This is a genomic window from uncultured Tateyamaria sp., from assembly GCF_947487805.1.
GTDB lineage: Bacteria > Pseudomonadota > Alphaproteobacteria > Rhodobacterales > Rhodobacteraceae > Tateyamaria.
Genome location: NZ_CANKXW010000009.1, coordinates 89,262 through 110,142, shown reverse-complemented (window position 1 = coordinate 110,142; position 20,881 = coordinate 89,262). Strand labels below are relative to the sequence as shown.

The 20,881-nt window shown below is 63.7% G+C and carries 17 protein-coding genes; 7 read left to right on the top strand and 10 right to left on the bottom strand.

Going from position 1 to position 20,881, the window contains the following annotated elements; translation table 11 throughout:
* Positions 1 to 124: 124 nt before the first annotated feature.
* The 4 genes from Q0949_RS18260 (at position 125) to Q0949_RS18245 (ending at position 5,233) form a co-directional block, all read left to right on the top strand.
* Entirely contained in the window at positions 125 to 757 is a 633-nt protein-coding gene (locus tag Q0949_RS18260) for a glutathione S-transferase family protein (RefSeq protein WP_299375782.1), read from the top strand.
* Between the two features lie 96 nt (positions 758 to 853).
* On the top strand, positions 854 to 2,065 hold the full coding sequence (locus Q0949_RS18255; RefSeq protein WP_299375779.1) for an acetyl-CoA C-acetyltransferase: 1,212 nt from the start codon (positions 854 to 856) through the stop codon (positions 2,063 to 2,065).
* 28 nt (positions 2,066 to 2,093) lie between these two features.
* Entirely contained in the window at positions 2,094 to 3,050 is a 957-nt protein-coding gene (locus Q0949_RS18250) for a hypothetical protein (protein WP_299375776.1), read from the top strand.
* Complete coding sequence (locus Q0949_RS18245) at positions 3,032 to 5,233, top strand: 3-hydroxyacyl-CoA dehydrogenase NAD-binding domain-containing protein (protein WP_299375773.1); 2,202 nt, start codon at positions 3,032 to 3,034, stop codon at positions 5,231 to 5,233. Before Q0949_RS18250 ends, Q0949_RS18245 begins: the two co-directional genes overlap by 19 nt.
* Before the next feature lie 213 nt (positions 5,234 to 5,446).
* Here the strand turns inward: Q0949_RS18245 and Q0949_RS18240 are convergent, their stop codons facing one another.
* From Q0949_RS18240 to Q0949_RS18210, 7 genes are all read right to left on the bottom strand, one after another.
* Complete coding sequence (locus tag Q0949_RS18240; protein ID WP_299375771.1) at positions 5,447 to 5,974, bottom strand: ricin-type beta-trefoil lectin domain protein; 528 nt, start codon at positions 5,972 to 5,974, stop codon at positions 5,447 to 5,449.
* 28 nt (positions 5,975 to 6,002) lie between these two features.
* On the bottom strand, positions 6,003 to 6,635 hold the full coding sequence (locus Q0949_RS18235) for a PEBP family protein (RefSeq protein WP_299375768.1): 633 nt from the start codon (positions 6,633 to 6,635) through the stop codon (positions 6,003 to 6,005).
* A gap of 200 nt (positions 6,636 to 6,835) precedes the next feature.
* The gene (locus tag Q0949_RS18230; protein ID WP_299375765.1) at positions 6,836 to 10,012 is read right to left on the bottom strand and encodes a DNA/RNA non-specific endonuclease; all 3,177 of its coding nucleotides are present in this window, start codon (positions 10,010 to 10,012) and stop codon (positions 6,836 to 6,838) included.
* A gap of 25 nt (positions 10,013 to 10,037) precedes the next feature.
* Entirely contained in the window at positions 10,038 to 12,353 is a 2,316-nt protein-coding gene (locus tag Q0949_RS18225) for a C1 family peptidase (RefSeq protein WP_299375762.1), read from the bottom strand.
* 195 nt (positions 12,354 to 12,548) lie between these two features.
* On the bottom strand, positions 12,549 to 13,181 hold the full coding sequence (locus Q0949_RS18220; RefSeq protein WP_299375759.1) for a Hint domain-containing protein: 633 nt from the start codon (positions 13,179 to 13,181) through the stop codon (positions 12,549 to 12,551).
* Between the two features lie 206 nt (positions 13,182 to 13,387).
* Entirely contained in the window at positions 13,388 to 14,029 is a 642-nt protein-coding gene (locus Q0949_RS18215) for a Type II secretory pathway, pullulanase PulA (protein WP_299375757.1), read from the bottom strand.
* Positions 14,030 to 14,068: 39 nt separating this feature from the next.
* Positions 14,069 to 14,998, bottom strand: a complete 930-nt coding sequence (locus tag Q0949_RS18210) for a DMT family transporter (protein WP_299375754.1) — start codon at positions 14,996 to 14,998, stop codon at positions 14,069 to 14,071.
* Between the two features lie 73 nt (positions 14,999 to 15,071).
* Between Q0949_RS18210 and Q0949_RS18205 the strand changes: the two genes are divergently transcribed.
* The 3 genes from Q0949_RS18205 to Q0949_RS18195 all read left to right on the top strand — a co-directional run bounded on the left by Q0949_RS18205 (position 15,072) and on the right by Q0949_RS18195 (position 18,069).
* Positions 15,072 to 16,700 carry an AMP-binding protein gene (locus Q0949_RS18205; RefSeq protein WP_299375751.1) on the top strand — a complete coding sequence of 543 codons (1,629 nt, stop codon included), beginning with the start codon at positions 15,072 to 15,074 and terminating at the stop codon, positions 16,698 to 16,700.
* 228 nt (positions 16,701 to 16,928) lie between these two features.
* Complete coding sequence (locus Q0949_RS18200) at positions 16,929 to 17,405, top strand: hypothetical protein (RefSeq protein WP_299375748.1); 477 nt, start codon at positions 16,929 to 16,931, stop codon at positions 17,403 to 17,405.
* 7 nt (positions 17,406 to 17,412) lie between these two features.
* Entirely contained in the window at positions 17,413 to 18,069 is a 657-nt protein-coding gene (locus Q0949_RS18195; RefSeq protein WP_299375746.1) for a hypothetical protein, read from the top strand.
* Here Q0949_RS18195 and Q0949_RS18190 read toward each other — a convergent pair.
* From Q0949_RS18190 to Q0949_RS18180, 3 genes are all read right to left on the bottom strand, one after another.
* On the bottom strand, positions 18,066 to 19,967 hold the full coding sequence (locus Q0949_RS18190; protein WP_299375743.1) for an AMP-binding protein: 1,902 nt from the start codon (positions 19,965 to 19,967) through the stop codon (positions 18,066 to 18,068). The genes Q0949_RS18195 and Q0949_RS18190 overlap by 4 nt on opposite strands.
* 232 nt (positions 19,968 to 20,199) lie before the next feature.
* Positions 20,200 to 20,463 carry a hypothetical protein gene (locus tag Q0949_RS18185; protein ID WP_299375740.1) on the bottom strand — a complete coding sequence of 88 codons (264 nt, stop codon included), beginning with the start codon at positions 20,461 to 20,463 and terminating at the stop codon, positions 20,200 to 20,202.
* A gap of 96 nt (positions 20,464 to 20,559) precedes the next feature.
* Positions 20,560 to 20,808 carry a hypothetical protein gene (locus Q0949_RS18180; RefSeq protein WP_299375737.1) on the bottom strand — a complete coding sequence of 83 codons (249 nt, stop codon included), beginning with the start codon at positions 20,806 to 20,808 and terminating at the stop codon, positions 20,560 to 20,562.
* Between the last annotated feature and the right edge of the window lie 73 nt (positions 20,809 to 20,881).

Sequence of the window (20,881 nt, the reverse complement as noted above, 5' to 3'; positions counted from 1 at the left end):
GTTAACCTTAATACTTGGTAAAGACAGCTCTCTTCATCTTGCCAGATAAACTCCACGGGGGTCCGGGGGTGTGAAACCCCCGGTCCGGCCGGATCAACTCAAGCGACCGGAAAGGCCTGCGAAAATGACCCTGAAACTGCACTGCTTTGGTGAAAGCGGAAACTCGTACAAGGCGGCACTGGCGTTGGAGCTGTCCGGGCTTGATTGGGAACCCGTCTATGTCGACTTTTTTGGCGGCGCGGCGCGCACCGAGGAATACCGCGCCCTGAACACCATGGGCGAAGCGCCTTTGCTCATAGACGGGGATCGCAGGATCAGCCAGTCGGGAGTGATCCAGCAATACATCACCGACAAGACCGGCAAGTTCGGCGGTGATGGCGAGGATCGCTATGAGGTGTTGCGCTGGGTCTTGTGGGACAATCACAAGCTGAGTTCGATGTGTGGCGTGACCCGGTTCCTGATGAATTTCCTGCCCGAGGACAAGCGCCCCAAGGAGGTGATCGCCTTCAACCAGGGGCGTCTGAAGGGCGCCTATACCGTGCTGAACGCCCATCTGGAGGGGCGCGACTGGATCGTGGGGGATGGCATCACCAATGCGGACCTGAGCTGCTGCGGGTATCTGTATTACCCTGAGCCTTTCGGGTTTGACCGCGCGGACTGGCCCAATATCGACCGCTGGCTGAACAACATCGCGCAGGTGCCGGGCTGGAAGGCGCCTTATGACCTCATGCCCGGCTCCCCCGCCGACCGGGCGTAAGTTTACCTGATGCGCCGCAACGTCACCCTTGATTAGACCGTCCGGTCTACCCCACCTAGAACATAACGATACGCCTCTGGCAAAAGGACGAACACGATGACCGAAGCCTATATCTATGACGCCATCCGCACGCCCCGTGGCAAGGGCCGCAAGGACGGTGCGCTGCACGAGGTGACCTCGCTGCGGTTGAGCGCGCAGACCCTGAACGCCCTCAAGGCGCGCAACAATCTCGACGGTCACGCGGTCGAGGACGTGATCTGGGGCAACGTCACGCAAGTGATGGAACAGGGCGGCAACCTGGCGCGCAGCGCGGTGCTGGCCTCTGATCTGGACGAGGCGATCCCCGGTCTGGCGATCAACCGGTTCTGTGCCAGCGGGCTTGAGGCCGTCAACCTGTCGGCCAACCAGGTGCGCGGCGGGGCCGGTGACGCCTATATCGCGGGCGGGGTCGAGATGATGGGCCGCGTGCCCATGGGGTCGGACGGGGCCGCGATTGCCGCCGATCCGTCGCTGGCGATGGAGACCTATTTCGTCCCCCAAGGCATCAGCGCCGATATCATTGCCACCGAATACGGGTTCAGCCGTGATGACGTCGACACCTATTCCGTGGAAAGCCAGCGCCGCGCCAAGGCCGCATGGGATGACCGCCGGTTTGACAACTCGATCATGACCGTGCGGGACATCAACGGCCTCGCGATCCTGGACCACGACGAATACATGCGCCCCCAGACCGACATGCAGAGCCTTGGCAGCCTGAACCCCGCCTTTCAGGCGATGGGCGAGGTCATGCCGGGCTTCGACAAGGTCGCGCTGATGAAATACCCGCATCTGGAGCGGATCAACCACGTGCACCATGCGGGCAACTCGTCCGGCATCGTGGACGGGGCCGCGGCGATCCTGATCGGCAACAAGGAATTCGGCGAGAAATGGGGCCTGAAACCCCGTGCCCGCATCCGCGCCACGGCCAAGATCGGCACCGATCCCACCATCAACCTGACCGGCCCGGTGCCTGTGACCGAAAAGATTCTGGCCGACAATGGCATGGCCATTGGCGACATCGACCTCTTTGAGGTCAATGAGGCCTTTGCCGCCGTGGTATTGCGGTTCATGCAGGCCTTTGACGTCGACCACGACAAGGTCAACGTGAACGGCGGTGCCATCGCCATGGGTCACCCGCTGGGGGCCACGGGCGCGATGATCCTTGGCACGCTGCTGGACGAGATGGAGCGCGCGGACAAGGAAACCGGTCTGGCGACGCTTTGCGTGGCCTCCGGCATGGGTGCCGCCACGATCATCGAACGCGTGTAACCCGGCAGGGCCAGAGAGGACGGAACCGATGCTCAAGGACGCGATGACCATCCTGCAGGACATGCTCGACATCCAGTCGCGCGCCCTGCTGGCGGGCGACGTGGCCACGGTGCGCGGGACTGTCCTTTTGCCCTGTCGTCAGATCATGACCGGCGGCGAGTTGATCGTGGAGACAGAGGCTGATTTCGAGCGCAATGTGACCGCGTTCAGCGGGTCGTTGCACAGCCTTGGCGTCAACCAGTTCATCCGTCTCGTGACCGAGGCGGAGTTCCTCAGCGACGACTATATCCAGGGCTATTACGTGACGCACGCCTTGCGCAATGCGGCCGCGATGGTGCCCAGCTATGACAACCGCGTTGTCTTGCAGAACCGTCAGGGCGCGTGGCGGGTGATCGAGGAGGAAAGCACGCTTGCCGCCCTCACCTGGCCCATTGACCTCTTGCGGGTCTCGGACCGGGGGTTGTTGCCGACACAAGCGCCGCGCAACGATGTGCGGCGGACATCGGCCTCGCCCCTGTCGCTTTACCAGGGGTTTGTCGACAGCCTGACGGCGGCGACGCTCACGGACGATTTCGACGCCTATTGTGCGCTGTGCGACATGCCCTATACGTCGCACAGCGATCACGTCGACACCCAGATCCGTACGCCTGAGGACATCCGCCCGTTCTTTGACATGACGGTGCAGATCGTTTCGGGTCAAGACGCGGACACCATGGCGCGCATGGCGACATCGGCCCAGTTTCTCGGGGCCGACCTGATCTGCGGCTACCATGATACCATTTTCACCAAGGACGGCAGCGACAGCCTGCCGCCTGTCAAATCCCGCATGATCCTGCGTCGGGACGGCGTGCAATGGAAGCTCAAGCACGTCACCAACGCTCTTGCGAACCCTTCATACCCCTACACCGCGCCAGAGCCGACAGAGGCCCTGCTGACGCACCGTGAAATCCAGGAAAGGACCAAATCATGGCCGACTTTACACTGAACAAGGACGCCGACGGCGTTGCCACGATCACATGGGATGTGCCCGGCAAATCGATGAACGTGATGTCCTTCGAGGGGCTTGAGCTGCTCAACGAGATGATCGACGACGTGCTGGCGGACGAGGCCGTCAAGGGTGTCGTGATCACCAGCGGCAAGGAGACGTTTGCAGGCGGCATGGACCTGAACCTGCTGGCCAAGATGAAGATGGATGCGGGCGACGAGCCCGCCAAGGGCCTGTTCGAGGGCACGATGAAGATGCACGGCCTGCTGCGCAAGATCGAGCGCGCGGGCATGGATCCAAAGACCAACAAGGGCGGCAAGCCGATTGCCGCCGCCCTGCCCGGCACCGCCGCGGGCATCGGGCTTGAGCTGCCGCTGGCCACGCACCGCATTTTCATGGCCGACAACCCCAAGGCCAAGGTCGGCCTGCCCGAGATCATGGTCGGCATTTTCCCCGGTGCGGGCGGGACCACACGTCTGGTGCGCAAGCTGGGCGCGATGGAGGCCTCGCCCTTTTTGCTGGAGGGCAAGATGCTGTCGCCCGACAAGGCCAAGGGCAAGCTGGTGGACGAGGTTGTCGCCGATCCGGTGGCCGCGGCCCGCGAGTGGGTGCTGAACGCCACCGATGCCGACCTGCTGAAACCGTGGGATGCCAAGGGCTACAAGATGCCTGGCGGCGCGCCCTATCACCCTGCGGGGTTCATGACCTTTGTGGGCGCCGCGGCGATGGTGCACGGCAAGACGCAAGGTGTGTACCCGGCGGCCAAGGCGCTGTTGTCGGCCGTCTATGAAGGCGCGCTGGTGCCCTTTGACACCGCGCTCAAGATCGAGGCGCGGTGGTTCACCAATGTGCTGATGAACCCTTCGTCCGGTGCGATGATCCGGTCGCTGTTCCTGAACAAGGAAGCGCTGGACAAGGGCGCCGTGCGCCCCGCCGGTGTACCCGATCAGCGGGTGCAGAAGCTGGGCGTGCTGGGCGCGGGCCTGATGGGTGCGGGTATCGCGCTGGTGTCGGCGCAGGCGGGTATCGACGTTGTGCTGATCGACCGCGACCAGGAGGCCGCGGACCGCGGCAAGGCCTATTCCGAGAAATACGTCGAAGGCGGCATCAAGCGCCGCAAGACCACGCAGGAGAAGGGCGACGCGCTGCTGGCGCGGATCAACGCGACATCCGATCTGACGCAGCTGGCCGATTGTGATCTGATCATCGAGGCGGTGTTCGAGGACCCCGCAGTCAAGGCCGAGATCACCCAGAAGGTCGAGGCGATCATCCCCGACACCTGCATCTTTGCCTCCAACACCTCGACGCTGCCGATTTCGGAACTGGCCAAGGCGTCGAAGAACCAGGAACAGTTCATCGGCATCCACTTCTTCTCTCCGGTCGAAAAGATGCTGCTGGTGGAGATCATCAAGGGCAAGGAGACCGGCGACCGGGCCGTGGCCAAGGCGCTGGATTACGTGCGCCAGATCCGCAAGACACCGATCGTGGTCAACGACGCGCGGTTCTTCTATGCCAACCGTTGCATCATTCCATACGTCAACGAAGGCGCGCGGATGGTGACCGAGGGCATCGAGCCTGCGTTGATCGAGAACGCGGCCAAGCTGGTGGGCATGCCGCTGGGTCCGCTGCAACTGACCGACGAGACGGCCATCGATCTGGGCGCCAAGATTGCGCGGGCGACCATGGCCGCGATGGGCGACGATTATCCCAAGTCGGGCGCGGATGACCTGATCTTCTGGCTGGAGGACGAGGGGCGTCTGGGCCGCAAGGCGAATGCGGGGTTCTATGCCTATGACGACAAGGGCAAGCGCGTTGGTCTGTGGGACGGTCTGAACGAAAAATACCCGCTGGCCGAGGACCAGCCCGAACTGGTCGAAGTGCAGCACCGCCTGCTCTTTTCCCAGGTGCTGGAGGCGGTGCGCGCGCTGGAGGAAGGCGTGCTGATGGACATCCGCGAAGGCGATGTGGGCGCGATCCTTGGCTGGGGCTTTGCGCCGTGGTCGGGCGGTCCGCTCAGCTGGCTGGACATCATCGGCACACCCTATGCCGCCGAACGCTGCGACCAGCTGGAGGCGCAATATGGCGAACGGTTCAAGTGCCCTGCCCTGCTGCGCGAGATGGCGGAGAAAAACCAGACGTTCTATCGCCGCTTTGGCCCGCAATCGGCCGAAGAGGCCGCCTGATCTGGCGCATGACAGCAAAAGGCCCCGCAGCGCGGGGCCTTTTTTCTGGGCGACTGTCGCAGTCGGCAAGCAGGGCGGCGCGGGCATGACTGGTCTGTGAAGAACGGCCTACAGTCCAATCAACGCAGGCAACACAGCGACCAAATGACGGCTTTTGAGGAGACATTCGCAGGCGGGTGCCGGGATGACACGCAGCCGCTCTGGTCAAATCTGCTAGTCAGCGGTGCGGTTGGACCAGGTCTGGGTCGCGGTCAGGTCACTGGAACAGGTTTGCAGGGACAGCGCGATCATCTGGTTCTGGTCGCTCCGGCCTGTGCGGGTTTCACCGGTCAGTGTCAGGCACATGTCGGGCGCGGATGCGGGCGCAATCGTTCCTTCGCCATCAAAAACCCAGCTTTGCGCGTCGGACCCATCACAATCGGCCAATTCGGGCGCGGCTCCGGCCTCGGTCGAGGTCGTTTGAACACAGACGTCGAATTCGGGCATGTAAAGCACGCCGTCCGCGAACTGGTCGGGATCAAACGCCTGATCAACCAGCACCTCGCCTGATGGGCTGTAGCAGGTGTGCGCTTGCAGACCGTCGTCAGGGTTGGCGTCCGCGCCGCGCCCTTTTGCAATATCGAGGCAGTAGCCGTCCTGGATGTTGTCGAGCATATCGACGACGTAGATTTCGACGTTCTCGGCATGGGCCATGCCTGCGACCATCATGGCCGCAATAAACGGAGCAACTGGTTTGAACATAGATTAGATCCTGACGTTTTGGTGTGATTTAGTCGACGGTGAGACGGCACAGAACGGTATTGCTTTGTTCCAGATCCGGTCCCCAGATAAATTTAGCATCCGCGTTCCAAGTGATGTCGTCATATCCAAATTTTGGATCGACGTCTTGGGCGGTGTAAATGGTGGCCTGCGCCCAGTCCGACGCGTCATAGTCGGCCAAGTCCCAGCCATCGGGTTCATCGGAGGCTTCAAACCCGCAAGCACCTTCGCCCGCGACCGGATCGCTTTCGTCTTCGCAGGACTTGTCCAGCGGCGCGGTATGAATGACCTGGCATTGCCACGTGTCGTCGCTCACCACAACTGTTTCACCGGCGGCATTCCGGATCTGAAGAATGACGCCGCCATCCCCCATTTGCTGACGGCGCGTGCCGATATATTCCAACCCTGTGTCATTTTCTTTGAAATCCTTGGCGACCAGACCAATGACGAATGGCTTTTCGGCCTCGAAGGAGAAGCTTTCGGCGTTGAAAGAGCGCTCGGTGGTGATCGAAACGCTGTCTTCTGCAACCTGTTCACCGTTCACGCGCATTTCGAACCAGTTATCGGCCCAGACGTCCGCCGCGTAGGTTTCTGCCCATAAAGGTGCGGATGTGACCAAAACTGAAGCGAGGGCGGTTGTCATTGCGCGCATTGCGGTCTCCGTTGGTTGCATTTAAAGCGAACCCATAGAGCAGACCGATTGTTCCGCAAAATTTTATCCCCGAGTTAAGGCTGACATTCACTGTGCACCAGCATGGGTCTGCTTTGTCCGGCGCACCAGGCGTTTGCCGCGTCGCATACCCCATGCGCGGGGCCGCGCCGATCATTGCCGACGGGGGCCCGTCACTTTGGTGGCACCCCGGCTTGCAGAAGGCAGTCGCGGAACCGTTGCGTCACCTTGCGGAAACCTGCGGAGGTGCCGTGGATCTCGTCGATCCAGTCCGACACATGCGGCAACGCACCGCGGCAGTCGACCACCCAGACATGGGATGTCGCGGACGTGCCCGCCAGATCGTTCAGCATGTCATAGAGCCGGTCGATGAACCGCGTCAGGATCGCGCGGCGCAGGGTGTGGTCGTGGATGCCGCGCGCCGCAAACGGGGTGCCCAGCCATTTGTCCTTGGCCGCGTGCACCGGATTGCGGCGGTCGCCCACCCATGGGAAGGGAAAGGGCACGTCGTAGCCGTGCACGAGGATCGGCAGGGTCGCAAAATCCGCATCGTCCCGGATCGTGCTGATCACCTCTTTGTACATGCCGCGCAGCATGTCGAGCTTGTCCTGCAAGAGCGCGTGGTTGATGTGGCCGTCGACGTCGCTGGCATCGCCGTTGAAATCAAGGATCAGGTCCATCAGCGCGGCCCGCCCCGTGGCGGGGTCCTCGCCGATGATGTCATTGCCCGCAGCCGAGAACACAAAGGCCTGCACCTCGTCGCGCTGCGCATCGAGCGCCAGCATGTATTCCTGCCCGCGCGCCTGCACCGGACCGCGCACCATGTTCTGCGCCGTGTCACCCGCCGCGCCCACGGAATAGACATTGTAGCCCTTGTTCAGGTGGTCCACGATCTCGTCGATCAGCACCGGGAACTGTCCCCAGCTGTCCATTTCCGACACCAGCACGGGCGCGTTGCCGAAGTCCTTGCGCAGGGCAAATTTCGTGGCGCGCCGCGACCGCGCCAGATCATTGGCCACGGCCATCGCGTTCTCGGTATCCTCTGCGCCTTCGGGCAGGTCGACGACATCGGGATTCGGCACGACGCGGAAATCGAACGCCCCGGCACCGGGCAGGATCAGCGACACGTCAAGGATTTCGCGGTCGGTGGTGTCGGGGTCCTGCACCAGCTCCATCCATTCGGCGGCCGACATCTTGTCCCGGCCCGCATCGGCCAGGTGGGGAAAGCGGACATTGCCCAGCAAAGCCTCGAGCGCGTCGGGCGCGATCTCGTGATCGACCCAGTCGCCTGCGCGGGCAAATTCGAAATCGACGTCGTCGAGGTCCTGTTCCAGCAGGTAGGCGTGGGTGCGCAGCGCGTCGCCCTCGCGCGTGACGATCATCTTCCAGTAGCGGGCGGGGATCTGCACCACCGTGTCGCCGTTCAGGTCGCGCCCGTGGAATTCCGGGTCGGTGTCGGCCAGCACGGGGCCGCTGAACACCACGCAGCGTTCAGTGGCCGCCGCCGCCAGCACATCGTTTTCCAGCTGGCCCCAGACGCCGCGCAGCATCGAGCGGTTGAAGCCCTTGACCTGCGGCGAGCAGTTGGTCGAGTGGAAGGTGTCGCCATTGGCCAGCTGCACATCCGTGAAACTGGCGCCAAAGGCCACGGCTTCGCGCCGCACGAGGTGACCCTTGTCAAAGGCTGTCCGGTCGCGGTTGTAGAACACGTCCGGCAGTTGATCGCCCGCAGGGATGCGCGGGTCGAGGAACCATTTCTCGCGGTCGTTCTTGCTGGTGAAGCCGTTGAGCGCCTTGCGGGTATAGACGAAATCGGCCTCGGGTTCCTTGGCCGCGTCGCTGGCGTCCACCATGCTAGCGGTGATCTGGGCCAGCCTGCGGCGCGCGTTCATCACCAGCGAAAAGTTGTGATAATCCAGCACGGTCGCGCCATCTGCCTGCACCGACAGATCGCCGGTATTGGTGGCCTCGGGCATGGGCACGGGCAGGCCGAGGAAATCGGGATCGTAGCCTGTGCGTGTGGCGTAATCGGGGTCGTGGGTCGGCTCCACCATCTTTTCGGTGGCGGGGGCCGCTGGTGCGGCATCGCCGGTGCCAAGCGTGACGGCGGTGCCGTCAAAGCCCACGGTCAGGGTCACGGGCACGTGGATCGTCATGGTATTGGACCCGGTTGTGGTCATCTGCGGCGCGGTGTCCGCCGGGCCCGCCGCGGGTGGTTCATCCTTGGGCGCGACCGCGTTCCAGTGGCTCGCCCAAGGGCTGCTGCCGGGGCGGGGGCGCGCGCCGGCAAAGCTGACGCCCGCGCGGGTCACGTGCGCATCGCGGGCCAGTTCGGAGGCGGGCACTGCAAAGTTCGATTTGCCCTCGAGCCCGGCAAAGTGCAGGCCGACCACGTGGCCCGTCTGCATATCGATGACCGCGCTGCCGGAATTGCCGCCCAGCGTCGAGGCGTCATGCCCCGCCGCGCGGACGATGTTGCCAAAGCTGCGCACCCGCGCGCGGTTGGTATAAAGGCCCGGCTGCAACCGTTTGACGTTGTATATACGGTTGAACAGGCGGTGCTGGACGGCGCGGTCATTGCGCGGATCAAAGGCCGGGTAGCCGACCACCGCCACCTCGCGGTTGCGCAAGCGCGCGGGGTCGTCCTGTGACAGCTCAAGGACGCTGGTGTCATCGGCCAGCCCCTCGACCTCGAGCAGGGCCATGTCCCAGAACGGGTGGATCATGCGCACGCCCGCGACCTGCAATTGCTGGCGCGCGTGGGATCCGTGTTCGGCCAGAAAATCGATGTTGACCGACGCGCCGGGTTTGAGGCGCACATCGCCCGCGCCCACACCATCGGCAAACAGCTCGGCCACGTGGCGGTTCGTCATCAAGAGACCCTGCCCCACGACAAAGCCCGTGCCCGCATAGGGAATGGCCGCGTTGCTGGGCACGTTGATGCGCCCGACCATTGGCAGCGCGCGCAGGATGTGATCGCGCGCGGCACCATCGTCGTTGAGGTGGCGCCACTTGGCATGCTCCACCGCGTAATCGTTGTCCTGCACCAGCACCGCCGGACGGGTGAGCGGCAGGATGATCGCCTCGACCTGCATTACCTCGTCATAGGTCAGCTCTTCTTCGGCCTCGAAGCGCTGGAACGTGTCGCGCACCCCACCAGGCGGGGCCGCGGGCGGCAGAGCGGCACCGCCGATAGGGCCGGTCATGGGGCCGCCCATCCGCAACTCGCGGTCGGGATCGACCACGTCATCGTCCGCACCAAAGGCCGCCGGGTCGTCCATCAACGCCTCAAGCTCTTCGCGCGTCAGTAGCGACCGCAGGTGGGTCAGATAGGCGTTCGGCGTGTCCATGGCATGTCCTCTCTGGTGGCCGGGGTCATACCCCGCTGAGATCGGTGATCGGGTGCGGGACCTCGCCCGCGATGTGATAGAGCGCCCAGTTCATCACTGTCAGGTCATTGTCGACAGCCCCGTGCCCGCTGGGCACAAAGGCATCGTCATTGGCCACCGCGCGGACCTGGATCTGCGGGCTTTGGATGATGCGATAGGGAAATTCGCTGCGCGCCTTGAACGCGCGCCACTTCTGGATGTCCTTGACGCTGCGCAGGCGGGTGATCTGGGCGTTTGTCAGGGCCTCGCCCTCTTTCTTGCCCGCCAGCGCGTAATAGAGGTTCAGTTCCTCATAGATTTGCAGCGCGTGGGCGGCGGGATCGTCCAGCACGGATTTGGCGACGGACGGAAAGGACATTTCGCCCTGCGCCACCTCGGAAGGCAGGATCCACGCGTCATCGAGGCCCAGAAGCGGCGATTTGCGCGGGCTTTCGAGCGCGCGGCTGACCAGATAGAGCAGGGATTTGTGATAAAGCCCCACATGGTCGCCGCGTTCGTTGCTGCGGTTGAGGTTGACCACATAGAACCTGTCGCGCGGCAGCTGGCCGGTGTCGACGAGGGGGATAAACATCTTGTTGGCAAAAGACAGCGTGCAGGCAGGCGCCAGCAGGCCCAGCGACCCGATGGCGGTAAAGCGCGCCAGATCCTGTGCGAAATGGCCCAGGATGATCGCGCCTGCGGAGTGGCCCAGCAGGTGAATGCGGAAGGGGCGGTCCATGCGCGCGCGGGTGTCGCGGATCACGTCCGCCAGAATGCGCATGCCGCCGGTGATGCCTTCGGCGCTGTTGGTCTGGCAGGCGGCCTCGGCGTTCTGCTTGATCTGTGACCACACGGCCTTGCCCAGCACCTTTTCAGCCACCGCCTCGAACGCGTTGTCGAATTTCTTGTTCAGCTTGCGCCGTGCGGCGGACAGCACGTTCTGAAAGCCGCTGCGCTCGATGCGTTGCAATTCCTCGGTGTACTGGGCCAGCATGTCCTGGCCGATATTCGACACTGCCTCGAGAAAGCCGGTGCGCCAGATCACGAAGATGGGCGTGATGCCGTTGCGTTCGAACCAGGGGCCCATCATCTGCGCGCGCTTGATCGCCACCTTTTCAGAATTGAGGCCGCCATGGGCATAGACGACCACGTCGCGGTCCGGGCTGGCCTCGAGCAGTGCGCCGATGGTGGTGCGCAGTTCGGTTGCGCCGTCCTTCATGTCGACGCGGCGGCGCACCAGCTTGCCGTTGTTGCCCATGACGATGGAGTGCTCATAGGCTTTCTCTTCGCTCCAGGGGCGGATGCTGTCCATTGACACGCCGACCTCGAGCTTGCGCTGTGCGCCCGTCAGCGACACCTTTTCCAGCAGGCTGTGGCGCGAGCGGGCGGGGCTGGTCTGGGCCCGGTCCGACAGTTTAACGGGAGCCGCCAGCGCCGCGACCCACGCGTCGTGCCCGTTGATCACCCAATCCTCGTAGGTCATCAGGGCAAAGCCGCCCACGGCGTGTTCGATGGGCGTTTCGGCCTCGCCCCATTTGGCACCCCAGTCGGGCCCCCACGAATTCTGAACGATAAAGCCGCGGTCGGTGTAGCCCACGATGCAGAAAGCGTGCCCGCCCGTATGGCTGCCCGACATGTCGATCACAGGCAGCGCCATGACCTGTGGTGCGCCGCCATCCGGGTGCGCATAGTCAAAGCTCTGGACCTCGGGCGCGGCCTCGGATTGGGCAAAGTTCCAGCCGGTGTGCACCTTGGCCGAGCAATAGATCGCGCCGACCTCGTAGATGGCCGATTGCATATCGGTGATCGACATGGCGTTGACCCGGTAATACGCGCCCAGCGGGTTGGCGGCGGCGTCCTGCAACCACGCAGCATCGGGGGCCTGACGGGTGGTGTGGCGCGACCAGAGCGCCATGCTGCACGCGCCGTGCTTGTGCCAGCCCTTCATCGCGCCGCGACAGCTTGAGCCGGAGTAATCCTCGCCCTCCCACTCGTCATAGAGCTGTGCGACGGAGTAGAGCATCCATGGGCTGACCGTCTCGGGCCGGCCCGGCAGATCCTCGGCCAGGATATTGAGGCCCGCGGCGTGGCTTTCGCCCAACCATTTGATCCAGTTGAGGTAATTCACCACCGCCGCCAGCCCGAACCCGGTGCAGGCGCCCTCGGATTCCTGATCCAGGATCATGCCGCGGGACACGTATTGGCCAAAGAACGTGTGCATCTCGCGGTTGCTGGGATACTGGGTCGGCTGCGACACCAGCCGCGCACGGTATTCGCGGTCGCGAAAGTCCATACGGTCGGGGCGCGCATCAAGCAGGGTCATGTCAAAAGTGCTTTCGTCAAATGTTAACAAAAGGCTGTCGCGCGGGACGAGTCGTGTCAACTCTCAACTTGAGGTTATGCAGAGCCCCTGCACCCGACCGCCGCTCCGATGTTGGGGGCGGAGCGGCCGGAGACCCGTGTTGGCCGGGTGCAGAGAAGGTTTGGCGCGTGGCATGTGGCCCGCGCCAATGCGGTGTCAGGCAGCGGCATTCAGGCGGTCTTCGGCCTCCATGCACGCCACCAGAAATTCTGCGTCCCGCGCACGGATAACGTCATAGTCGCGGGTCTGGTCGCCCAGTTCGCCCAGCGTCACGATCGCAGGAGGGCAGTGCAGCAGCGCGCCGCCTTCGGCATAGATCACCTGTGCTGCGTCAAAGATCAGCGTGATGACCTCGATCTGGGTACGCGGGGCCGTACGGGTGATGCCACGAAAGCCGGTCAGCGCCTTGGCAGGCACCACGGCAAAAGGATCACCATGGGCGTCGCAGGCCGCGTCGCTTTCCACCAGCACCCCCTGGTCGGGCAGAAGCTCGAGCTCTGCCGAGTTGCCGAGTGCCCCCACCGGCACCACCACCGCCCCGTAGGCCGAAGGCGCCATCATGTCGGCCACCCAGAACACCTCGCGGCGGATCTCGACAAGGGGCTGCAAGCCGTTGTCGAATGTCAGAACAAGATCGCCTGCCGCCAGAGCCTCGACGGCCCGCCACCCCATCGCGGTGGCCACACGTGTGCCGGCCAGATGGCCGCGTGTGTTGATGATGGCGCCGTCACAGGCGCCCGACATTTCCGGCATACGGCGCGGCGCGGTCTTGTTCTTCCATCCAAACATCTCATCCATCCCCATGGTGACGGCGCGTTGATCTGCGCCTGCATTCGTTTCGATGTCCTCACTTGGGGTGATTCTCGGGGCAGAGACGGGCCACGATCTGGGCAGAAATCGGGCACTGTCGCGCGGCAGCGGGGCAATCCCGGTGCGACACACGCGATTTGATGAAAATTGGAAACAGTTTTTAGGAAAATGCCGGCAATGGCCTGTCAGTCGAAGCTGTAGCCGAATCTTTCGATGTCCTCGGCGCAGGCGGTGGCGACGGCCGCGCGGGCGGCATCGGTATAGTAGCTGCGGAAATCCGCGTCGCGCGCAGAGGCGTTCACGTGATCCAGTTCCAGCGCAAAGCCCAAGTGATCCCACAAGGGCGCCGCATCCTCGCCCAACGCCTCCAGCCGAATAAAGAGGTCGGCACGCTCTGCGCCGGTGGCGTCGGTCATGTAATGGCGCGCGGGGCTGGCCTGCATCGAGGCGATGACCTGCCCGGCGCAGGCGAAGTCGGCAAAATCCATTTGCCCGGCGAGGGCCACCGCCGGGTGGTCAAAGTTCTGGACGCGCAGCCAGTGATAATAGCTGACCATCCGGTCCCAGGGGTTGCGCACGAGGGTAAAGGCAAAGAGGCCGTCGAGGCTTGGTACCAGCCCGTCGATATCGGCGAGGGTCGAATGTTTCCACAGCCGCCCGCGTGTCTGCGCGCCCCTCAGGCGGCGGCGGCGTTTGAGCGCCTTGGGCGTGTCGCCCAGCATGATGTCGTCCTTCATCGCGCGGCTTTCCAGCGCCAGCGCCATGGCGGTGCCGCCGGTCTTGGGGGCGTGGACAAAGACGTAGGAGCGGCCGGGGCTGAGGATCATGGACGCCACACTACCCGTGCGCGTGGCCAAGTCCAGTGATCACAGCCCGCGCTGGCTGCGCACGGCGATGATCAGCCCGGCGATGACGATCAGGACCACGCCGACGATCTGGACCGGGGTGATCTGCTGGCCCAGGAACCACCAGCCAAAGATCGGTCCGAACACCATCACTGAATATTCGAACACGGTCACGTGGCTTGCCTCTCCGATCTGGTAGGCGCGGTTGAGCAGGCTGACCCCCAGCACCGCGCCCACGGCCTGCAAGGCCAGGTAGGGCCAGGCGTCGGTGATCGGCCAGACCCAGCCACGGGTCAGAAAGGCCATGCCGCCGCTACTGGCCTCGATCCCGGTGAGGGCAATCACTGCCAGCACGCAGAGGCCGAGCACCGTTTGTGCCACGAAGATGCCCAGGAGCAGGGTCAGCGTGCTTTCGCCTTCGCAGAATGCGCGGGTCGCCACGACCCCGGCGGCATAGAGCACGCCGCCGCAGACCGGCAGCACGATGATCCAGCCCAGAGCCCCGCCCGAGGGGCCGAGGACCACGAGGATGCCCAGAAACCCGAGCGCCACGGCGAGGATGCGCCATGGCCCGATCCGTTGCCGCAGACCGTACGCGGTGAACAGCAGTACAAAGATCGGCGATGTGAACAGCCCCGCCAGCGCCATGGCAATTGGCATGAAGGCCAGCGCGCCGAAATAGCAGGTCATGCCAAGCGCGATCAACATGCTGCGGAACGCGACATTGCCGAACCGGCGCGGCCAGATCCGCCCCCAGCCCAGCCAGGACGCACCGAGGATCAGTGGCAGGGCCAGCACCAGCCGCACCGCAAAGAACTGCCAGACCGAAATTGTCTGGGCGAGGACTGCGACGTAGATGTCGATGAACCCGATGATCGCCATCGCGCCCACCATGCTGACCGCCGCCGCCACGGGCCGGGTGTCAAGGCGCAGGTCAGGGGCCGTGGTCATCAGTGCATTCCATGTCTTGCGCCGCGCGTCCGAACAGCGCAACAATCGCGCCGCCAAACAGGGGAGACGCGTAATGGGTTGGATGGCAGATGAAACCGGGCTGGGCAAGACCAGAGCGAACTATGTGCCGCTGACGCCTCTATCGCATCTGCGGCGTGCGTCGCATGTGTTCGCGCAGCGCACGGCCGTGATCTATGGCGATCACCGCGTAACCTATGCCGAGTATCATGACCGCTGCACGCGGCTGGCCTCTGCCATGGCGGCGCGGGGCGTGGGCCCCGGCGACGTGGTTGCCACGCTGATCCCCAACCTGCCCGCGCAGGCCGAGGCGCATTTCGGCGTGCCCGCCTGTGGTGCGGTGCTGAACACGGTCAACACGCGGCTCGACGTGGATACGGTGGCGTATATCTTCGCGCACGGCGGGGCCAAGGTCGTGCTGGTCGATCCGCAATTTGTCGAACTGGTCGAGGCGGCGGTGGCTGCGATGGACGGCGCGGTCCCGCAGATCATCGAAGTGGCCGACGCCGCGCATGGCTGGCCCGCCACGGGGCGGCATGATGAATACGAGGACGTGCTGGCGCAGGCCGACCCGGCCTTTGACTGGATCATGCCCGAGGACGAGTGGGAGAGCCTCGCGCTGTCCTATACCTCGGGCACCACGGGGCGGCCCAAGGGCGTGGTACATCACCACCGCGGTGCCTATCTGATGACGATGGGTACGGTGATCAGCTGGCGGATGCAGCTTTATCCCGTCTTCATGGCGATTGTGCCGCTGTTTCACTGCAACGGGTGGAACCACACGTGGATGATGCCGGTGCTGGGCGGCACGCTGGTATGTTGCCGCGACATCGCGGCCAAGCCGATCTATGACGCGATTGCCGACGAAGGTGTCACGCATTTCGGCGGCGCGCCCATCGTGCTGAACATGCTGGTCAATGCGGCGGACGACGAACGCCGCGCCTTTGACCACACGGTCGAGGTGTTCACCGCAGGCGCGCCCCCTGCCCCCGCCACGCTGGGCAAGATCGAAACGCTGGGGTTCAACGTCACGCAGGTCTACGGGCTCACTGAGACCTATGGCCACGTGACCGAATGTGTCTGGCGCGGCGAGGACTGGGACGACCTGCCCCAGGACGAAAAGGCCGCGATCAAGGCGCGGCAGGGCGTCGCCTTTCCGATGATGGAGCATATCACGGTCATGGACGCGGACATGGTGCAGGTGCCGATGGATGCCACGGCCCAGGGCGAGATCATGATCCGGGGCAATTCGGTGATGAAAGGCTATCTCAAGAACCCGGAGGCCACCGAAGAGGCCTTTGCCGGGGGGTATTTCCATTCAGGCGACATCGCGATCCAGCATGGTGACGGCTATATCCAGATTGCGGACCGGGCCAAGGACATCATCATCTCGGGCGGCGAAAACATATCAAGCGTCGAGGTCGAGGGCGTGCTGATGGCGCATGAGGACGTGAATCTGGCCGCCGTGGTAGCGAAACCGGACGACAAATGGGGCGAGGTGCCTTGCGCCTTTGTCGAACTGAAGCCCGGTGCCAGCCCGTCGGAGGCCGACCTGATCGCCTTTGCCCGGCAGACTTTGGCCGGGTTCAAGGCGCCCAAAAAGGTCGTGTTCCAGGAGCTGCCCAAGACGTCCACGGGCAAGATCCAGAAATTCGAGCTGCGCAAGCTGGCGACGAAGATCTGAACGCGGCGGGGCAGATCGGGGCTCCGTCCCCCGTTCTGCCGAATTTCTGTGCCGCGATCCGGAAACCGGTTCCCTCTGGTCACGAAGAATGGACAGTAGAGTACGGGTTCGGATAAGCAGGTATGTGACCCACGCGCCGCTGCACCATTTCGCGCGACGCGGGCGTGATTTGTTTTGAGTGCCACACCATTTGATCCACAGTTCAGTCTTTGACGAACGGAGCCGTTCATGTCCCAGATCTTGCAGATCGCCGCGATTGCCGCCGCCACCTTTGGCACGGGAGCGGCCACATTGTCGGTCATGAACCAGGACATCCCGGACCTGGCCGTGCCCGAGGGAGACTGGGCCGCGACCGGTGCGCTGGATGGCAGGACGTTCAAGATTTATGGCGAGGACCCGGCCAGCGGGTCGGTGCTGGATGACAATATCCTCTTTCGCGATGGCACATTCATGTCGGTCGATTGCGAAGACTACTGCAATTTTGGCTGGACGGACTACCAGACCAAAGAGGTCGACGGGGTGATCCATTTTACCACCACGGCGATCTGTCCGGATGCCCCGCATACGGTCGTGTGGTACGGCACGGTAAGCGGGGACGCGGTGTCGATTGATGTGACCTGGACCACCCGGCGCTGGTACTGGACCAATCAGATCGCGGAACGGGTTGGGGGTGAGGCCGTCCCGTCCAAGCCGGTGTCCGGCTGAGCCGCGCATGACGTCCAAAGGGCTGACATGGCCCGGCCTGATCCTGAAAATCGTTCTGCTGGTCGGCGTTGTCGCGCTGGCCACCTGGGGTGTGCACATCATCCGAGACGCGCTGGACCTTCAGATCCAGCCCAGCAACGAGCAGCAGATCCACAAGGCCATCATGTTCGGCGCGGCGGCCTATATCGTGCTGCTTGCCATTCCCTTCGTGCCCGGGGCCGAGATCGGGATTGCGCTGCTGGCGGCGCTTGGTGCGGCGATTGCGCCGCTCATTTACGTCTGTACGGTTGCGGCGATGATGCTGGCCTTTACCGTGGGGCGGTTCCTGCCCATCCACGTGCTGGAGCGTCTCTTGCAGATGTTGCGGATGCGGCGCGCTGCCGATCTGGTGGCCCGCGCCGCGCCGCTGTCGCAGGATGACCGTGTCGCGATGCTTCTTGATGGGCAGTCAAAGCGGGTTCTGCGTCTGGCCTTGCGATATCGCTATGTCGCGTTGGCGGTCGCGGTGAACACGCCCGGCAATGCGATCATCGGGGGCGGTGGCGGCATCATGATGGTCGCGGGCCTGAGCGGCATATTTTCACCGCTCGCGACCCTGCTGACTGTGGTTTTGGCCGTGTCGCCTGTGCCATTGGCCATCTTGTTCCTCGGGCTTCGGTTCTAGACAGAGGCTTCCCCCTTGGCGTAGCCGATGGTTTGCAGCGCTTCCTTGATCTCGTCGAGGATCACCGGGTCGTCGATGGTGGCGGGCATCTTGTAGGCCTCGTTGTCGGCGATCTTGACCACCGTGCCGCGCAGGATCTTGCCCGAGCGGGTTTTGGGCAGGCGGTCCACGACGACGGCCTGTTTGAAGGCGGCGACCGGGCCGATCTGGTCGCGGACGCGTTTGACGCATTCGCCCACGATCTCGTCATGCGGGCGGTTCACGCCGGTGGTCAGGCACAAAAGGCCCACGGGTGCCTGGCCCTTGAGTGCGTCGGACACGCCCACGACCGCGCATTCAGCGACGTCGGGGTGTCCAGCGAGGACCTCTTCCATGGCACCCGTGGACAGGCGGTGGCCTGCCACGTTGATCACGTCATCGGTGCGCGCCATGATGTAGAGGTAGCCGTCCTCGTCCATCATGCCCGCATCCCCGGTTTCATAGTAGCCGGGGAAGGCGTTGAGATAGGAGGATTTGAACCGCTCGCCCGCGTTCCACAAGGTCGGCAATGTGCCGGGGGGCAGCGGCAGTTTGATCGCGATGGCACCCAGTTCGCCCGCCGCGACCGGGTGGCCCGCATCGTCGAGGATCTGCACGTCATAGCCGGGCATTGGCACGGTGGGGGAGCCGATCTTGACCGGCAGCGCCTCGAGGCCCGCGGGGTTGCCCGCGATGGTATAGCCGGTTTCGGTTTGCCACCAGTGGTCATAGACCGGCACGCCGAGGCTGTCCTGTGCCCATTCGATGGTGTCGGGGTCGGCGCGTTCACCGGCCAGATACAGCGCGCGCAGACCGCTCAGGTCGTATTTGGCGCGTTCGATGCCTTTGGGGTCCTCGCGTTTCACGGCGCGGATGGCGGTGGGCGCGGTAAAGAAGGATTTGACGTCATGTTCGGCGATCACGCGCCAGAAGGTGCCTGCGTCAGGGGTGCCGATGGGTTTGCCTTCGAACACGATAGTGGTGTTGCCGTGGATCAGGGGTGCGTAGCAGATATAGGAATGGCCCACGACCCAGCCCACGTCGGAGGCGGCCCAGAAGACCTCGCCCGGGTTCATCTGGTAGATGTTCTTCATCGTCCAGTTGAGCGCCACGAGGTGCCCGGCCGTGGGGCGCACGACGCCCTTGGGCGCGCCGGTGGTGCCGGAGGTATAGAGGATGTAGGCCGGGTGGTCGCCGCGCACGGGCACGCAATCCGCGGGCGTCGTGCCCTCTTGGAAGGCGTGCCAGTCGACATCGCGGTCGGTCAGGTCGCAGGGGCCCTGTTCGCGTTGCAGGATCACGCAGAAGTCGGGCGTGTGGTCGGCCAGTGCGATGGCCCCGTCGAGGAGCGGTTTGTAAGCCACGGTCCGGCCCGGTTCGAGACCGCAGGACGCGGCGATGATCGCCGATGGTGTGCAGTCGTCGATGCGCACGGCCAGTTCGTTGGCGGCGAACCCGCCAAAGACAACCGAGTGCACGGCGCCAAGGCGCGCGCAGGCCAGCATCGCCACAAGCGCCTCTGGCACCATGGGCATGTAGATGATGACGCGGTCGCCGGATGTGATCCCCTTGGCCGCGAGCGCACCGGCAAGCGATGCGACCTGAGTCAGCAATTCGGCATAGGTGGTTTTCGACTGCGCGCCGGTGATCGGGCTGTCGTAGATGATCGCGACCTGATCACCGCGCCCGTTCTGCACGTGGCGGTCCACGGCGTTCCAGCAGGTGTTCACCTGCGCGTCCGAGAACCATTCATAGAGGTGATCGCCCCGGTCAAAGAGCGCCTGCGTCGGGGCCTCGACCCAGTCGATGGCCTCTGCCGCCTTCATCCACCAGCCTTCGGGATCGGCCTTCCAGCTGTCATATTCGGCGCGATATCCCATGGCATTCTCCTCCGTCTAGCCTTGGGCCACAGAGTTACGCCCGGTCAACGCCACACGGCAAGGGGGCGCTGCGCGAACTGCGGCGGTAAGGCGCAGAATTTTGCAAAAACGGGGGAAATTCTCCTGCAAATATTTGCAAAGTGCGTGTATTTGCGCATGAAACTGGAAAACATCGTGCGATTTGCAAAGTCTGGACCCACAAGGTTGCAAATCCTGCAACCGCGCGCAGGCCCTATGGCCCGCGGTCGCGGACGAACGTGTCAGACAGGGCCAATTCGCAGTCTTTTTGATCACCTGCCGCACAGCTGACCCGCTCGGCACCTACGAGGATGGTGGTGCGCCGGTAGGTTGATCCGTCCTGCCTCTGAAGCTCGCGGGTCACCGATGGATAGCTGCGCCCAGTGTCGGAATCGACGAAGGTTCCGCGTTCTTCGCCCACGGTCGATACACATGCGGCCACAAATGGCAGGGCAAGCAGGATGGGGCGGAACGTCATCGGCGGTCTCCTTGGTGCGGCGTCTTCTCCACAGCACATAGGCACCGCCCCGCGGAAGTCACCCCCGGTACGATCACATTTGGAACCAACCCCCGCTTAGCGGACGTCGAGCCATTCGGAGCGCATCGCGCCAATGCAGTCGAGATCATCCGTCGCCGAACAGGTGACGGGCTGCGGGCGGGAATAGATCACGCGGCGCTCGAATGTAGAGCCGTTGCGCACATACTGGCGCGTCACGGCCCGGTATGTCTCGCCATCATAGAGAAACGAGCCTTCCTGCTCGCTCACGACGTCTTCGCAGCCGGCAAGGGCCAGGGCCATCAGCACGATCAATGTCCGTTTCATTAAATTCTCCAATTCCGCTAAAATATGCGGGAATTGAATACCCATCAGCCTGCTTTTTCAAATGTTATCCTAC

Bases quoted from the DNA above. Each gene is read 5' to 3' on its own strand.
- Q0949_RS18225 (WP_299375762.1), bottom strand. From the start codon at position 12,353: ATGACCCTGCTTGATGCGCGCCCCGACCGTATGGACTTTCGCGACCGC.
- Q0949_RS18255 (WP_299375779.1), top strand. From the start codon at position 854: ATGACCGAAGCCTATATCTATGACGCCATCCGCACGCCCCGTGGCAAG.
- Q0949_RS18195 (WP_299375746.1), top strand. From the start codon at position 17,413: ATGACGTCCAAAGGGCTGACATGGCCCGGCCTGATCCTGAAAATCGTT.
- Q0949_RS18185 (WP_299375740.1), bottom strand. From the start codon at position 20,463: ATGACGTTCCGCCCCATCCTGCTTGCCCTGCCATTTGTGGCCGCATGT.
- Q0949_RS18230 (WP_299375765.1), bottom strand. From the start codon at position 10,012: ATGGACACGCCGAACGCCTATCTGACCCACCTGCGGTCGCTACTGACG.
- Q0949_RS18215 (WP_299375757.1), bottom strand. From the start codon at position 14,029: ATGATCCTCAGCCCCGGCCGCTCCTACGTCTTTGTCCACGCCCCCAAG.
- Q0949_RS18250 (WP_299375776.1), top strand. From the start codon at position 2,094: ATGCTCAAGGACGCGATGACCATCCTGCAGGACATGCTCGACATCCAG.
- Q0949_RS18260 (WP_299375782.1), top strand. From the start codon at position 125: ATGACCCTGAAACTGCACTGCTTTGGTGAAAGCGGAAACTCGTACAAG.
- Q0949_RS18205 (WP_299375751.1), top strand. From the start codon at position 15,072: ATGGGTTGGATGGCAGATGAAACCGGGCTGGGCAAGACCAGAGCGAAC.
- Q0949_RS18240 (WP_299375771.1), bottom strand. From the start codon at position 5,974: ATGTTCAAACCAGTTGCTCCGTTTATTGCGGCCATGATGGTCGCAGGC.
- Q0949_RS18200 (WP_299375748.1), top strand. From the start codon at position 16,929: ATGTCCCAGATCTTGCAGATCGCCGCGATTGCCGCCGCCACCTTTGGC.
- Q0949_RS18245 (WP_299375773.1), top strand. From the start codon at position 3,032: ATGGCCGACTTTACACTGAACAAGGACGCCGACGGCGTTGCCACGATC.
- Q0949_RS18220 (WP_299375759.1), bottom strand. From the start codon at position 13,181: ATGTTTGGATGGAAGAACAAGACCGCGCCGCGCCGTATGCCGGAAATG.
- Q0949_RS18235 (WP_299375768.1), bottom strand. From the start codon at position 6,635: ATGACAACCGCCCTCGCTTCAGTTTTGGTCACATCCGCACCTTTATGG.
- Q0949_RS18180 (WP_299375737.1), bottom strand. From the start codon at position 20,808: ATGAAACGGACATTGATCGTGCTGATGGCCCTGGCCCTTGCCGGCTGC.
- Q0949_RS18190 (WP_299375743.1), bottom strand. From the start codon at position 19,967: ATGGGATATCGCGCCGAATATGACAGCTGGAAGGCCGATCCCGAAGGC.
- Q0949_RS18210 (WP_299375754.1), bottom strand. From the start codon at position 14,998: ATGACCACGGCCCCTGACCTGCGCCTTGACACCCGGCCCGTGGCGGCG.